The 13,979-nt window shown below is 58.9% G+C and carries 12 protein-coding genes and 2 pseudogenes; 6 read left to right on the plus strand and 8 right to left on the minus strand.

Annotation, left to right across the window (positions count from 1 at the left end; genetic code table 11):
• Positions 1 to 143: 143 nt before the first annotated feature.
• Both DW49_RS0116120 and DW49_RS0116125 read right to left on the minus strand, forming a co-directional pair.
• Positions 144 to 1,052 carry a DUF808 domain-containing protein gene (locus DW49_RS0116120; RefSeq protein WP_005619464.1) on the minus strand — a complete coding sequence of 303 codons (909 nt, stop codon included), beginning with the start codon at positions 1,050 to 1,052 and terminating at the stop codon, positions 144 to 146.
• Between the two features lie 148 nt (positions 1,053 to 1,200).
• Positions 1,201 to 1,707, minus strand: coding sequence for an Lrp/AsnC family transcriptional regulator (locus DW49_RS0116125; RefSeq protein WP_005619465.1), 507 nt, complete (start codon positions 1,705 to 1,707; stop codon positions 1,201 to 1,203).
• 165 nt (positions 1,708 to 1,872) lie between these two features.
• Here DW49_RS0116125 and DW49_RS0116130 point away from each other — a divergent pair, with 165 nt between their 5' ends.
• The 3 genes from DW49_RS0116130 to DW49_RS1000000130325 all read left to right on the plus strand — a co-directional run bounded on the left by DW49_RS0116130 (position 1,873) and on the right by DW49_RS1000000130325 (position 3,571).
• Complete coding sequence (locus tag DW49_RS0116130; protein ID WP_005619467.1) at positions 1,873 to 2,889, plus strand: 1-aminocyclopropane-1-carboxylate deaminase; 1,017 nt, start codon at positions 1,873 to 1,875, stop codon at positions 2,887 to 2,889.
• A 168-nt stretch (positions 2,890 to 3,057) separates the two neighbouring features.
• The gene (locus DW49_RS0116135; protein ID WP_005619468.1) at positions 3,058 to 3,297 is read left to right on the plus strand and encodes a CopG family ribbon-helix-helix protein; all 240 of its coding nucleotides are present in this window, start codon (positions 3,058 to 3,060) and stop codon (positions 3,295 to 3,297) included.
• Complete coding sequence (locus DW49_RS1000000130325; protein WP_081591612.1) at positions 3,287 to 3,571, plus strand: type II toxin-antitoxin system RelE/ParE family toxin; 285 nt, start codon at positions 3,287 to 3,289, stop codon at positions 3,569 to 3,571. The genes DW49_RS0116135 and DW49_RS1000000130325 overlap by 11 nt, the downstream gene beginning before the upstream one ends.
• Positions 3,572 to 3,606: 35 nt before the next feature.
• On the opposite strand, the gene DW49_RS0116140 is transcribed toward DW49_RS1000000130325, so the two are convergent.
• Complete coding sequence (locus DW49_RS0116140) at positions 3,607 to 4,461, minus strand: LysR family transcriptional regulator (protein ID WP_005619469.1); 855 nt, start codon at positions 4,459 to 4,461, stop codon at positions 3,607 to 3,609.
• Between the two features lie 74 nt (positions 4,462 to 4,535).
• Between DW49_RS0116140 and DW49_RS0116145 the strand changes: the two genes are divergently transcribed.
• Positions 4,536 to 5,468, plus strand: a complete 933-nt coding sequence (locus DW49_RS0116145; protein ID WP_024420854.1) for a DMT family transporter — start codon at positions 4,536 to 4,538, stop codon at positions 5,466 to 5,468.
• A 28-nt stretch (positions 5,469 to 5,496) separates the two neighbouring features.
• Here DW49_RS0116145 and DW49_RS1000000134275 read toward each other — a convergent pair whose 3' ends face one another.
• From DW49_RS1000000134275 to DW49_RS0116155, 3 genes and pseudogenes are all read right to left on the minus strand, one after another.
• Positions 5,497 to 6,369, minus strand: coding sequence for a methyl-accepting chemotaxis protein (locus DW49_RS1000000134275; RefSeq protein WP_420865888.1), 873 nt, complete (start codon positions 6,367 to 6,369; stop codon positions 5,497 to 5,499).
• A 33-nt stretch (positions 6,370 to 6,402) separates the two neighbouring features.
• Positions 6,403 to 7,425 (minus strand): annotated as a pseudogene (locus DW49_RS1000000134280) (methyl-accepting chemotaxis protein); the annotation flags it as partial.
• 221 nt (positions 7,426 to 7,646) lie between these two features.
• The gene (locus DW49_RS0116155) at positions 7,647 to 8,783 is read right to left on the minus strand and encodes a saccharopine dehydrogenase NADP-binding domain-containing protein (protein WP_005619477.1); all 1,137 of its coding nucleotides are present in this window, start codon (positions 8,781 to 8,783) and stop codon (positions 7,647 to 7,649) included.
• 233 nt (positions 8,784 to 9,016) lie between these two features.
• On the opposite strand from DW49_RS0116155, the gene DW49_RS0116160 reads away from it, so the two are divergent.
• Positions 9,017 to 9,535 (plus strand): GNAT family N-acetyltransferase, encoded by a 519-nt coding sequence (locus DW49_RS0116160; RefSeq protein WP_005619481.1) that lies wholly within the window; start codon positions 9,017 to 9,019, stop codon positions 9,533 to 9,535.
• A 52-nt stretch (positions 9,536 to 9,587) separates the two neighbouring features.
• Here DW49_RS0116160 and DW49_RS01000000128460 read toward each other — a convergent pair.
• A pseudogene (locus DW49_RS01000000128460) lies at positions 9,588 to 10,718 on the minus strand (metallophosphoesterase).
• A gap of 315 nt (positions 10,719 to 11,033) precedes the next feature.
• Here DW49_RS01000000128460 and DW49_RS0116170 point away from each other — a divergent pair.
• The gene (locus tag DW49_RS0116170) at positions 11,034 to 12,674 is read left to right on the plus strand and encodes a methyl-accepting chemotaxis protein (RefSeq protein WP_024421322.1); all 1,641 of its coding nucleotides are present in this window, start codon (positions 11,034 to 11,036) and stop codon (positions 12,672 to 12,674) included.
• 13 nt (positions 12,675 to 12,687) lie between these two features.
• On the opposite strand, the gene DW49_RS0116175 is transcribed toward DW49_RS0116170, so the two are convergent.
• Entirely contained in the window at positions 12,688 to 13,908 is a 1,221-nt protein-coding gene (locus DW49_RS0116175) for an MFS transporter (protein WP_005619490.1), read from the minus strand.
• Positions 13,909 to 13,979: the final 71 nt, after the last annotated feature.

Consider the following 13,979-nt stretch of genomic DNA (forward strand, 5'->3'; position numbering starts at 1 on the left):
CGCCCCTCGGCGACATACTTGAAGGATCAAAGTATGCAAAATCCTGGCTCCGTTTCCGGCCCGACTTCGTCGGGTTCCTTCGCCCTGACACTTACGTCGCAATCGGCGTCGTCAGTACCATCGCGATCAAAAAGCAGCCGCAATCATTCCCTTGCCGCTTTCCAGACCTTGCCCACCAGCGTCACGATGAGCACCAGCACTGCGCCGGCAATGATCCCGGCGATGGCATCGATCAGGGTCGGAACGATCATCGACAGGCCACCCACAGCAGCAGATGCAGCCTCGGTCACGCCTTCGACCCAATGATGGGCAAACGGCAGGCCGTGGACCAGAATCCCGCCGCCGACCATGAACATCGCCGCAGTGCCGACGATCGACAATACCTTCATCAGTACCGGCGCCAGCCACAGCAGAGCGCTGCCGATCTTTTGTGCTGCCGAGCTTGCGGTCTTTTTCAGGTGCAGGCCCAGGTCGTCAAGTTTGACGATACCGGCCACAAGACCATAAACGCCCACGGTAATCAGCACGGCAACAATGACCAGCACGCCGACCTGATCCATGAACGGACGGGCAGAGACCACGCCTAATGCCAGCACGATGATTTCCGCCGAAAGAATGAAGTCGGTGCGAATCGCACCCTTGATGCGCGCCTTTTCGAACGCAACCATGTCCACTGAAGCATCGGTGGTCGCCTGCTTGCGCTGGTCGTGTTCCTCATCGGCTTCGGGATGCAGCCACTTGTGCGCGATTTTCTCAAAGCCTTCAAAACACAAAAACGCGCCGCCAATCATCAGCAGAGGCAGAATCGCCCAAGGCGCGAACGCACTGATCAGCAGCGCCGCAGGCACCAGAATCGCCTTGTTGAGCAGCGAACCCTTGGCCACCGCCCAGACCACCGGCAATTCACGATCAGCCGACACACCGGTGACCTGCTGGGCGTTGAGCGCCAGGTCATCACCCAGCACGCCCGCTGTTTTCTTGGTGGCCAGTGCCACGTCGTCCAGCAGGGTCGCGATATCGTCGAGCAGGGTAAGCAAGCTTCCAGCAGCCAAAATAAAAATCCTTGAGCAAGTAAAAAAGAAACGGCGTTCATTGAACGCTCACGCCAACAGTCATTCGTGTTGCACCAGACAACTCTGACCTCTATCCACAGCGAACGTTTGACGCCGCACAGTACACGTCAGGCACGTTGAGCAACGGTCAGATCGGCAAATGAGTCGTCGACAATACCTGACGCAAACCCATGAACGAGCGGATCTGTCTGACACCGGGTAAATACAACAGTTGCTCGGCGTGCAGGCGGTTGAAACTCTGGCTGTCTTTGGTGCGCAGCAGCATGAAGTAATCAAACTCGCCGGTGACCACATGAAACTCCATGCACCCGGAGACCTTCTGCGCAGCCGCTTCAAACTGCGCAAACGAGTCGGGTGTCGAGCGGTCCAGAACCACGCCGATCAACACCACCATGCCTGCGTCCAGTACATCGCCATTGAGCAGCGCAACAACTCCTTTGATGACGCCCGCCTCTCTCAGCCGCTCGACACGCCTCAGGCAGGCAGGCGGGCTCAGTTTGACTTTCTCGGCGAGGGCCACATTGGAAATCGAGGCGTCACGCTGCAGCGTCTTCAGGATAGCGCGGTCGATCCTGTCCAGTAGCGGCGCCGCATCAGCGGCTGGCTTTTTAGCGCGTTCATTTATTGCTTTCATGAGTAATTTCACACAATAAAAGTTTGCTGTAATGCCCTGACACTAACGCTGATTTTGCAAATAGACAATTCTTTGCAACCACGATTATCGAGCTATTTCCTATGATAGGAGCCACATCAGGCACACCGTTCAATGCCTGGATCAGCCTATCAACGGAGACCCGATATGAACCTCAGCAAGTTCAAACGCTACCCTCTGACCTTCGGCCCCTCGCCCATCACCCCGCTGAAACGCTTGAGCGAGCACCTGGGTGGCAAGGTCGATCTGTACGCCAAGCGCGAAGACTGCAACAGCGGCTTGGCCTTCGGCGGCAACAAGACCCGCAAGCTGGAATACCTGGTGCCAGAGGCCATCGAGGGCGGCTACGACACGTTGGTGTCGATCGGCGGCATCCAGTCCAACCAGACCCGTCAGGTAGCGGCCGTCGCGGCGCATTTGGGCATGAAGTGCGTGCTGGTTCAGGAAAACTGGGTCAACTACTCCGATGCGCTGTATGACCGGGTCGGCAACATCGAAATGTCGCGCATCATGGGTGCCGATGTGCGCCTGGATTCGGCCGGCTTCGATATTGGCATCCGCCCGAGCTGGGAAAAGGCCATGGCCGATGTAGTCGAAAGCGGCGGCAAACCATTCCCGATTCCTGCGGGATGTTCGGAACATCCCTACGGTGGCCTGGGGTTCGTGCGTTTTGCCGATGAAGTGCGTCAGCAGGAAGAAGAGCTGGGCTTCAAGTTCGATTACATAGTGGTCTGCTCGGTCACCGGCAGCACCCACGCTGGCATGCTGGTCGGCTTCGCTGCCGATGGCCGTGCGCAACGGGTAATCGGCATCGACGCCTCGGCCAAGCCGGATAAAACCCGCGAGCAGGTGCTACGCATCGCACAGAACACCGCAAAACTGGTCGACCTGGGCCGCGAAATCACCGCCGAAGACGTGGTGCTCGACACCCGCTACGCCTACCCCGAATACGGCCTGCCCAACGACGGCACCCTCGAAGCCATCCGCCTCTGCGCCCGACTCGAAGGCGTGCTGACCGATCCGATCTACGAGGGCAAATCCATGCACGGCATGATCGACATGGTCCGCAACGGCGAATTCCCCGAAGGCTCGAAAGTGCTCTACGCGCACCTGGGCGGCGTACCGGCGCTGAACGCGTACAGCTTTTTGTTCAAGGATGGTTGAGGCGACCAATGAACTGAATGAAAAGCTCCCGATGGCCCGCAAACTCGCGGGCCATTTTGCGAAAGCTCAGAAAGCGAATGAACCTGAAATAAAGCGAGTGCCATAGACCTCACAAGCTGCACTACACTGCAGCTTGAAACACTACAAACCACTACACATGAGGTTCATATGTCCGTTATGTCTCTACGCCTGCCGGACGAGATGGCAGATACCCTTGCACACCTCGGCAAAGCGACCGGCCGCAGCAAGTCGTTTTTGGCCCTGAACGCATTACGTGAATACTTGACTCGCGAAGCCTGGCAGATTGCCGAAATTCAGCGTGCAATTGAAGAAGCAGACGCGGGCGAGTTTGCAAGTGAAGAAGATGTAAAGGCAGTGATGAATAAATGGGCGAACACTGCAGGTTGAATGGCTAAAAACAGCATTAAAAAACCTGGATGATAAAGCCGCCTACATCTCGCTAGAAAATCCGGCTGCTGCGGTTGTTTTCGTAGAAGCAATACAAATAAGCGTAAAGCAGCTCGCAAGCTTTCCGGCCCTAGGCCGAGAGGGACGAATTGCTGGCTCCAGAGAATGGCCTTTGCCAGACTGGCCTTACCTGATTCCATACCGCATCCGTAACGGCCGCTTACAGGTTCTGCGGATTTTCCACATGAGAAGGCAGCCGCCGTTGGTGTGGTAAATCTCCAATACCGTTGGCACAACCGACTTCGCTGATTAAACCCGAAAATACTTCTGCATCGCCTGCGCCAACACACAGACCGCCTCGTCGGTCTGTGACGCGGGTGAGCGCAGGAAGACGATTTCGTGCTCGGCTATCTCGGGCAGTTCATTGAGGATCTGCATGGCCTCTGTAACCCCGCTTCGATCAATGAGGCTGATCGCCAGGCCCGCTTCTACGCAGGCTTTGATCGCCTGATTGGACGGGCTTTCCAGGACCACGCGGGTTTTGCGGCCGTGGTGCTTGAGTGACGCCATCATGGCTTCGCGATAAGGGCACTGCGCGGCATGAACGGCCAGCGGCAACGGATCTGTGGAGGCCAGCGTAGTGTTGGCCGGCCCGACCCAGACCGGTTTGGTGGACACCAAAAACTGCGTTTCTGCATTCAACTGCCCTTTTGGCTGCGCGATGACCGCTGTTTGCAGCTTGCCGCGCAGTACCTGTTCGCGCAGGGTGAAGCTGGGTGCGGTTTTCAGCTCCAGCACCACGTTGGGCCAAGCCGCCGCGAACACCGGCAGGATGTCGCGGATGACGTGCACAGCGTATTCGTCCGGGACGCCCAGCGTGATGCGCCCCGCCAGATGCGTGCCATGCAGATCGGCCAGCACCCGGTCGTGGGTGCACAGCAATTCAGTCGTCGACACCAAAAGGCGCTTGCCCAGTGCAGTCAGTGACACCGCCTGGTTGTCCCGGTTAAGCAAGCGCCCGCCTGCCACCGTTTCAAGTCGCTGAATGTGCACGCTCACGGCCGCCGGGCTTTTGTGAAGTTGCTCGGCGGCCGCCGAAAACTTGCCCAATCGCGCTACCGCATGAAAAGTACGTACCAGTTCGATGTCGAGAATTGCCGTCATGATTCATTAATCCCGAACAACTTATGCACTTAATTTTGATTTATTAGATTACGCCGGTTTCGTAGCCTGTGTCGATGAACCAGCAACTATCGATTTATCCGAGCGCATCGCGGCCTGTCTGGCATCAGGCCATTCCCCTTCTCTTGCTTGAAGCAGCGCTTGTGCTGACCTGGAGTTCAGGCTTCATCGGCGCACGTTTTTCGCTGGATTACGCACCGCCGCTGCTGGTGGTGTTCTGGCGTTGCGTGGTGATCACGCTGCTCCTGCTGCCCTTCGTTGCCAGGCAACTGATAACCATACCGCCTGCCCTGCTGCTGAAAAATGCCGGTATTGGCCTGCTGGCAATGACCGGTTACGTGGCCGGAGTCACGCAAGGCATTGCGCTCGGCGTGCCGGCGGGGCTGGCTGCACTGTTTGCAGACCTGCTGCCGATGGGCATGGCGCTACTCGCCGCCGTAGTGCTCGGGCAAAGGCTAGTCTGGCAAATCTGGGCAGGGCTGGTGGTCGGGCTGATCGGCGTGGTGCTGGTCACGCAGAGCGCGCTGGAGTGGGGTGACGCGCCGCTGTGGGCGTACGGCCTGCCGCTGCTGGGCATGTTTTCACTGGCCATCGCGACACTGTGGCAAAAGCACTCCACCACCTCACAACCCATGAAACTGCTGCCCAACCTGTGGCTGCAATGTTTTATCTCAAGCTTCGCGTTGGCCATTATCCAAGGCGCACAAGGCAGCCTGGCACCCATCGCCAGCAGCGGGTTTGCGTTGAGCGTGGCATGGACGGTGGGGTTGGCGACACTGGGCGGCTACGGGCTTTACTGGGTATGCCTGCGCCGCGCGACGGCCACCCGGGTTGCCAGCGTTTTGTACCTGAGCCCGCCGGTGACAATGCTCTGGGCCTGGGCGATGTTCAACGAACCACTGTCATGGCAGATAGCGTTGGGGATGGTGGTATCGGGGGTGGGCGTGTGGATGGTGATCAGGGCAGAAGCTCGGCAGGTTGCCTCGTGAACGTTTCACGAGGCTCCTTGCCAGACCTTTAAATCTTGAAACGCGCAACCATGCTTTGCAGGTCGCTGCCCAGACGGGCCAACTCTACCGTCGATGCGGCGCTCTGCTCGGTGGCCGATGCAGACTGGTCAGCAATGTCGCGCACGCTGAGCACGCTGCGGTTGATTTCGTCGGTCACGGCGCTCTGTTGCTCGGCCGCGGCGGAAATCTGCTGGCTCATCTGTTCAATCGTGCCGATGGACTGATTGATATCCACCAGCGCCTGTTCGGCCTGGCGGGCCAGTACCACGGTGCCTTCGGTGCGTTGCAGGCTGGCGTCCATCAGGCCCGAAGCGGCACCTGTGCCTTGTTGCAAGGTCAGGATCAGTGCTTCGATTTCAGTGGTCGAGTTCTGCGTGCGCTGGGCCAGCGAGCGGACTTCGTCGGCCACTACGGCAAAACCGCGACCTTGCTCACCGGCGCGTGCGGCCTCGATGGCGGCGTTGAGCGCCAGCAGGTTGGTCTGCTCGGCGACGGCCTTGATCACGTCGATCACGCTGCCGATCTTGCTGCTGTCTTCGGTCAGGCGCTGCATGGCTTCGCCCAGTTGCTTCACTTCACCGGCCAACTGGCCGATTTCGCGCGTGGCGTGCTGCACCACACTGCTGCCGTGCGCCGCACGTTCGCTGGCCTGTTTGGCAGCCCGCGAAGCGTCTTCGGTATTGCGCGCCACTTCCTGGACGGTAGAGGCCATTTCGTTCATGGCCGTGGCGACCTGGTCCACTTCGTTTTTCTGCAGGGTGACGCCGGCGCTGGTCTGTTCGCTGACAGCCGACAACTGCTCGGCGGCTGTGGTGATCTGCGTGACACCGTTGCCGATGCCGCCGATCAGGCCGCGCAGGGAAACGGTCATGTGCTGCATGGTGTTCTGCAACAGGCCCAGTTCGTCCTGGCGGGTCGTGCTGGAATCCTGAGTCAGGTCACCGTCGGCGATCCGGCGCGCGGCGATGACTGTATCGTTCAACGGAATGGTGATCTGGCGAGTGATCAGGAATGCCGCAAAGATACCGATCAGCAGCACCACCAGCGCAACACTCAACAACTGCACAACGGCTGTGTTCTGTTCCTTTTTGGCACTGACAATCTGCTGCGCCGCCAGATCATCGGCGACGGCCGCTGTTGAGATCGATTGCTGTTGCAGGTTGCCGCGAACCTGGTCGGCCTGCTGGAGCATTTCCGAGATCGACGACATCAGCAATTTGTACTGTTTCAACGCATTGAGCGCGGTGTCTACGGCGGTGTTGGCTTCGACGGGCAACTGGCTACGAGCCGCTGCCACCTGAGCAATCAGGGCATCGGCCGAGGTGTAGGTCGCCTGACGGTTATCGGCGGACGGCACGCTCAGGTAGCGGCGGAACACCAGACGAAAGTTGGTCATGCCGTTACGCAGCTCGCCAGCGATCTTCACCTGCTTGATGCCGGTTTCGTCCGGTGCACGCAACGTATCGTCGATGGTCTTTTGCAGCAGGTTCTCGAAGGTCGCACTGACCTCGTCGGACACCTTGATGATCGGCTTGAGCGCGTCATCGATCTTCTGATTGATACCGACCAGTTGATCGAACGTCTGCTTGAGACCGCCTACCCGCTCCTTGATGTCGCGCAGTTTGGCCAGGTTGCTCGATACGACGAACACCTCCATGCCCTGATCGACGCTGCGGCCCAGGGTGTCCAGCGCGCCGCTGTAGGTTTGCACGCCGGCAGCGCTCGGCCCCGTGGCGTATGCCTGAGCGGCAATGCGGGCGTTCAGGACGTCGGCCTTGATCTCGGCGACCTTGCCACTCTTGCCCAGACGCTCGATCAGCAGGTTGGTGCTGGAGTAACCGATTGCGGTGACGGTCAGCACGCCCAGCAAAATAGCGGCGAAGCCCAGCCCGAGCTTCTTGCTGACGTTCAAGTTATCCAACCATTTTGCGCTCATTACGTGTGTGCCTTTGATTTTCCGGAATACCCGTAAATCGGCGCTGAATCAGTTAACTTGATAGTTAGCGTCATAACAATTAGCTTGCAAGGCAATAGCCAAAACCTTAAAGCCCCTATTTTTCAGGGCCTTGAGCCTTCATTAATATTTATTTAGCTTTGCTCACAGGCTTTATTTCCGATGACCGGCGACCTCACAAACGCAGGCTTGGCTGCCGGCACTCAGCTACAGGTAGAGCACCTTCGAGCCTCCCGGCTTTGGAAATGCACGTCCAGACGAATGTTCGAAGGCTCATTGATCGCCGCCAGGTACTCGTTCACGGTGATCTCGCCAACGCAGGCTCGCGCGCCCGGAAGGGGGCGATAGCCCGTCGCCATTTTTGCACCCAGAGCAACCGCGGCGCAGCTGGGAATTTCCGGGCCCTTGTCGTTCAGCGCGGTCAGTTGTGCGCGCATCAGCAACGGTCGGCCATCAGGATCCACGCCATCGACATCAATGTACATCGCGCTTTTGCGGTCACCCAGATGCTCGAAGCGCGTGCCCCAGCGATGCAGACGAACGGCCCACGGCGCAGGATTGCGCACCAGCCCGCAACGCACGGCCAATGCCAGCAACCAGGTAGCCACAACACCCGCCTTGAGCCCGGAACCGGCCTTGAAACTGAGGTTATGCGCCGCGTAGCGCTCGGCGAAGACGTCGATATCCGGTGCATCGACGTTGGCCAGCAGGCGAACGCCCATGCCGGGCATTCGACGCAAGGTCAGGTCCATCCAGCCCGGCACTTCGTGTACCTGGCCGTCCTTGAGCTGGCGAATGGGTCGCCCTGCGTAGGCCAGCACGCCGAGCACGGTGGACACCCCCGGCATTTTCGCCGCAGACGAGATGCCGTGTTCTATCGAATCGATGCGCAAAAAACGCTGACGGTGCTCGTCGATGATGGCCGCCGAAAGCGTCGGCACCGAACTGCATCCGCTCAGCAGGCTGACACCGGCATCACGGGCGGCGGCGTCCAGGGCGGCAATGCCGGAGACGAAGGTGCGGCAATCCGACAGGTCGCAATAATTGACCCCCGCGTCGATACAATGACGCGCCACTGCATAGGACTGCCCCTGAAAAGGCCCGGCCGTGTGAATCACCAGATCAATGCGCAACGCGCGAAGCTCGTCGCTTTTGCCGTCCTGCATGATGTCCACGCACCAGCTCTGGCAAGGCTTGCCGCCCAAGGCCTGCAGCTCTGCGAGCTTGCGGCTGTCGCGGCCTGAAATCACCAGTTCGATGCCCGGCATCGTCGCCAGATGGTTGCAGATCAGGCTGCCGAAGTTACCGTAGCCGCCGATGACCAATACACGAAATGCCATTTATCGTCCCTGATGTACTGAGAGGGTGATGAATCTGATACTCGAATAATGGCGCGCATTATTGATCATTGGACGCACGCCGAGTAAAAAACCCTTTGGCTTTTCTGGTAGTTCAAGGAGCAGTACCCGTCAATTGAAAAGACGCAACGTCCGCTTAAAAACCAGCATCCGCTTACGACTTTTTGCAAATCAGGGTTCAATACCCCAAGCCTGAGCCAGACGAATCCTACTTGATGACCATCAGCTACCGACGACTGACGCCAACCGACGCCATTGCTTACCGCGCACTGATGCTGGAAGCCTACACACTTCACCCGGACGCCTTCACTTCGGATGTGAAAGAGCGTGAAGCGTTGCCCATCGCGTGGTGGGAAAAAAGGCTCGACAGCAGCCTGACGGCCAGCGAAGTGGTGTTTGCGGCGATTGAAGATGACCAGTTGCTGGGGGTGGCCGGGCTGTCGGTCGAACCCCGCAAAAAGGCTCGTCACAAATCCACTGTATTCGGCATGTACGTGCCCTTGGCGCACCGCAACAGAGGCATTGGCGGTCAATTGATGAGCCGCGTGCTGGCACATGCAAAATCCCTGAACGGACTTCTGATCGTCCAGCTCACTGTCACCGAGGGCAATGCCGGGGCACAGGCATTGTATGAACGCATGGGGTTTGTGACGTTTGGCCTGGAACCGTTTGCAGTCGCGGTAGGCAGCGGGTTCGTTTCCAAAGTGCACATGTGGAAAGATTTGCGCGAGTGATCAGCAACCCGGCGTTACTCGAAACTTCTTACCGTCACGGGCGGCAGACTCGTTACAACGCCGGCCCGGCCCGCAAGGTAATTTCAGTGATTTCGGCGGGCACGCCCAAGCGTATCGGAAAGCCGTTCCAGAGCCCGGTGCCGTTGCTGACATAGAGCCTCATGTTGCCTATATCGTAGCTACCCGACACAAAACCCTGATTGGCGGAGCGAACCACCAGGTCCAGGCCTTTGATCATTCCGCCGTGGGTGTGCCCGGACAGCTGCAACCCCACGCCTGCAGCAGCGGAGTCCGGCGCACCGGACGGGCGGTGTTTGAGGAGGATGACGGGCGCATTCAGCGGCGCACCGGCGAGCGCCCGGAGCAGGTTCGGGCCTTCGTGGCCAAACGCTGGAGCGGCTTCGTCCGTGAGGCCCGCGACCACTAGCTGATCGGCACCTTTTTGAAGGATGACGTGCTCATTGACCAGCACGCGCATGCCCAAACGCTGGAACTCGGGGATCCACCGGTCTACGTCGAAATAGTATTCGTGGTTGCCCGGCATGGCGATTACGCCCAACGGAGCGGCCAGTTTGCCCAGTGGAGCCACGTCGTCTTTTCGGGCTTCGACGGTGCCGTCGATAAGGTCTCCCGAGATGAGAACTGCATCGGCGTTGAGCGCATTAGTGCGCGACACGACGCCCTCGACCCACTCTTTCTGAAACAGGCGACTGATGTGCAGATCAGTCAGTTGCACCACCCGCAACCCGTCCAGCGACCGTGGCAGGTGCTCGATCGTGACGTCGATGCGCCGCACCTCGGGAAGCTGAGCCGCCTAGTAGACGCCCACTGCCGACAGCAGCAATGCTGCCATTGCGATAGCTGAACGCAGCCGCCAGCCAAATACGCGCTTGATTGCAACCCTGCGCCAAAGTGCAAGGGCGCCACAAGCCAGATCGGTCAGCAGCGTGAAGACCAGAATCAATACAAATGCGCAGAACAGCCACCCTGCCACCAGCACGGCGACATGGGGCATCTCGGGAGAAAACATCGTGCCGTACACAGCGATGAGTATGAGGTGGTACTTGGAGACCACAAGCAGCAGCACGGCCAGTAATGCACGCCAGCCGCGAGAAACCGGCAGCGGGATGACAAAGCGCCAAAGCACGTAGAGGTAGGCAATTGTCAGGTAAATGTGGAACACAATAAGACACCATCGAGTGGGTTGAAGTGGCAATCGCTGAATGGGTTCGATGGTACAGGAGTTGGTCGGGCCATTGATTAGCCAGATCACGTGCATTATTGAATTACGCTCAACGATGGAAGCCGGCTACCGGCAGCACAACGATTACGCTTCATCGTCACCACCCTGCAAGGCTGCAATAACGTCTGCCTATCCGGTGGCTCGTAAATATCTATTTGGCAGACTCACGGCTAAAGCATACTGTGCGGCGATCCGCCAGTAGCCTGACGTCATGACGCTGGCAATCTCCTGCCACCTCCTTTACGAGCACCTCTGATGAAAAATCCGGTTTCTCTGGCAACCCGTATCGGTCTGGGATTTGCAGCCGTAGTGTCGCTGCTCATATTGATCACAGCCGTCGGCATCCAGCGCGTGGGTTTCATTGACTCGACGCTTGGGGATGTGGGAGAAAACGCTGCGAAGGTTCAGCGTTACGCGATCAACTTTCGCGGCAGCGTGCACAACCGGGCGATTGCTCTGCGCGATGCGGTGCTGGTCAACAACGATCAGGACCTTGCGCTGCATCTGGCAGAAATGACCCGGCTTGAAAAAGATTATGTCGACTCGTCCGTGCCAATGGATCAACTGTTCACCAAGCCAAGCGTTAGCAGCGAAGAGCATCAATTGCTGCGCAGTATCAAGGAAATCGAACAGCAAACCCTCGCGTCCACCCAACGGATCATTGCCTTGCGTCGCGCAGGTGACATTGCCGGTGCTCAGGCGTTGCTGCTGCGTCAGGTTTCCGGTGATTACAGTGAGTGGCTGAAACGGATCAATGCGCTTATCGACAACGAAGAGGCCTCGATCAGGTCGCAACTTGACAACGTACAGGCAACCGCCAGCCAGTTCCGCGGCTTGATGCTGCTGGCCACTGCGTTCGCCGTGCTGCTGAGCATCGTGCTGTCGATGGTTATCATCCGTTTTGTCAAAAGAACCCTGGGTGCCGAGCCTGTCGACGTCGCGCAGGCCATTCAGCGACTCGCCGATGGCGATCTGCAGCAGAACATTTCCACCGAGTATCCCGACAGCGTGATGGGCGTGCTGAAAACCGCATTGGGTCGCCTCTCGGAGACGATCACTCAAGTACGAATGGCCGCTCAGGAGGTCAGCCAGTCATCGACAGTTCTGTTGGCGGCATCTTCCAGCAACAATGCGCAGGTAATGGTGCAGACCCGCGAGGCCGAACAGGTCGCGACGGCCATCAGCCAGATGGCCGCCACGGTCAACGAAGTGTCCGGCTACGCGGCACAGGCGGCGGATGCAGCACGCCTGGCCGACACCGAGGTGGAAACCGGCAACAGTCTGGTGGAAGGCACGACTACTGCCATCGAACAACTGGCGACCACGCTGGTCGAGACGACGAGCACAGTGGAAAAGGTGTCCAGGCACGGCGAGCAGATCGAGACGGTCATTGAAGTGATCAATTCAATCGCGTCCCAGACCAATCTGCTGGCCCTCAACGCCGCCATCGAAGCCGCGCGCGCGGGTGAACACGGTCGCGGTTTTGCCGTGGTGGCCGATGAAGTGCGCTCTCTGGCGACCCGCACCCAGCAGTCGACGCAGGAAATTCAGGCGATGATCAGCACGCTGCAAGGCGGCACCGAAACTGCCGCGCAGAACATGCGTGACAGTTGCGAGTTGGTCAACAAGGCTGTGGCGCAGACTCGCAATGCGCAGAGCGCGCTGTCGAAGATCAGCAAGGAAGTCGGCGCGATCAATCACATGAACGCGCAGATCGCCAGCGCTTCAATCCAGCAAAGCTCGGTGGCCGAAGAGGTCGCGATGAATATCAACAGTATCCATGACTCGACGCTCAAATCGGCCAGTGGTTCTCAGCAGGTTGCAACGGCCAGCGAAGACCTGGCGTTGCTGGCAGACCGTCTGGCGCAGAAGGTGGCGTTCTTCAAGGCGGGCTGATGATCGGCCTGTCTCACTCTGTGCAGGTGACCTGTCTTGACCTGCGCAGCGAGAACCCCACCGTTAACATGGACAGCGCGGCACACACCGCGCCAGTCACAATGGCAGCGGTAAAACCTGCACCTTCGGACACCAGTCCGCCGATGAACGCCCCGCCGCCAATCGACAGATTCACCACACACACCAGCAGCGCCTGAACCCCTTCCACACGTCCGTTCGAGGCGTCGAAACACCATATTTGCGTGGTGATCGGAATCATTCCGAAGGCAAATCCCCAGACCAGAATGACCGGCCAGAGCAGCCACGGGTTGCTGACAAATACCAGCAGTGCACTCAGCGAGCCGAGCATCAGCAGGGTCATGATCAACACCGAGGACGGCGCGTTTCGGGCAGCCAGCGTACCGCCCGCCAGATTGCCTGCAACCGCCGCGAGGCCGAAGGCAAACAGCAACAATCCCAGCGTCTGGCCTTGGATATTCGCGGCGTCCTGCACAAAGGGGGCAAGGTAGGTGTAGGCCGCAAAATGCCCGACGTAGATCAATAGCGCGGCGGCGAACATGCGGCGGATTTTTTGCTCGCTGGCCAGTGAAAGCATCTGCTTGATACCAGCAGAGCGTTCACCCGGCAACGCGGGCAGAAATGCTGCGATCAACAGGCCCACGGCAACGGTAACGACCGCCGCCGTTTCAAACGCAGCTCGCCAGCCAAAGGCCTCGCCGATCAGTGTGCCAGCGGGAATACCCGCGACCGTGCCAATCGAGACGCCCGCGAGAATGTAGGCGGTTGCCTTCACGCCCTCCTTGCCGGGCCTCAAACGCGGCCCGAGCGAACCGGCGATCGTCCAGAAGCCTCCCAGCGCGAAGCCGAGCAACACCCTGCCGGCAAGGGTCAGCCAGAACTGACTCGACAATGCCACGATCAGGTTGGACACCAGCAGTATCGACAGCAACCCCAGTAACAGGCGCTTGCGGTCGACATGGCTGAACAGGGCGATACAGGAAGGCGCGGAAATGGCCGCAAGGATGCCGGGAACAGCCATCATCAGGCCGGCGTGGCTGACACGGGTTCCGAGGTCTGCGGCAATGTCAGGTAACAGCCCTACGGGCAGGAATTCAGTGGTGACGGTGGCGAACGATCCGAGCGATACGCTGCCGACGGCCCACCATGAGGCGGGTTTTATTTCGACGTTTCCAGCAGTTTCAAAGGTAAGCGCCTCATGAACCCCACATTCCAAGCAGACAATTGAAGCCTGATCCTTTGCTCCCGATTCTTTTCAGGAGCCAGCACCTCATGATGCGACCCGAC

This window comes from Pseudomonas avellanae BPIC 631 (assembly GCF_000444135.1).
In the GTDB taxonomy this organism is placed as follows: Bacteria; Pseudomonadota; Gammaproteobacteria; order Pseudomonadales; family Pseudomonadaceae; genus Aquipseudomonas; species Aquipseudomonas avellanae.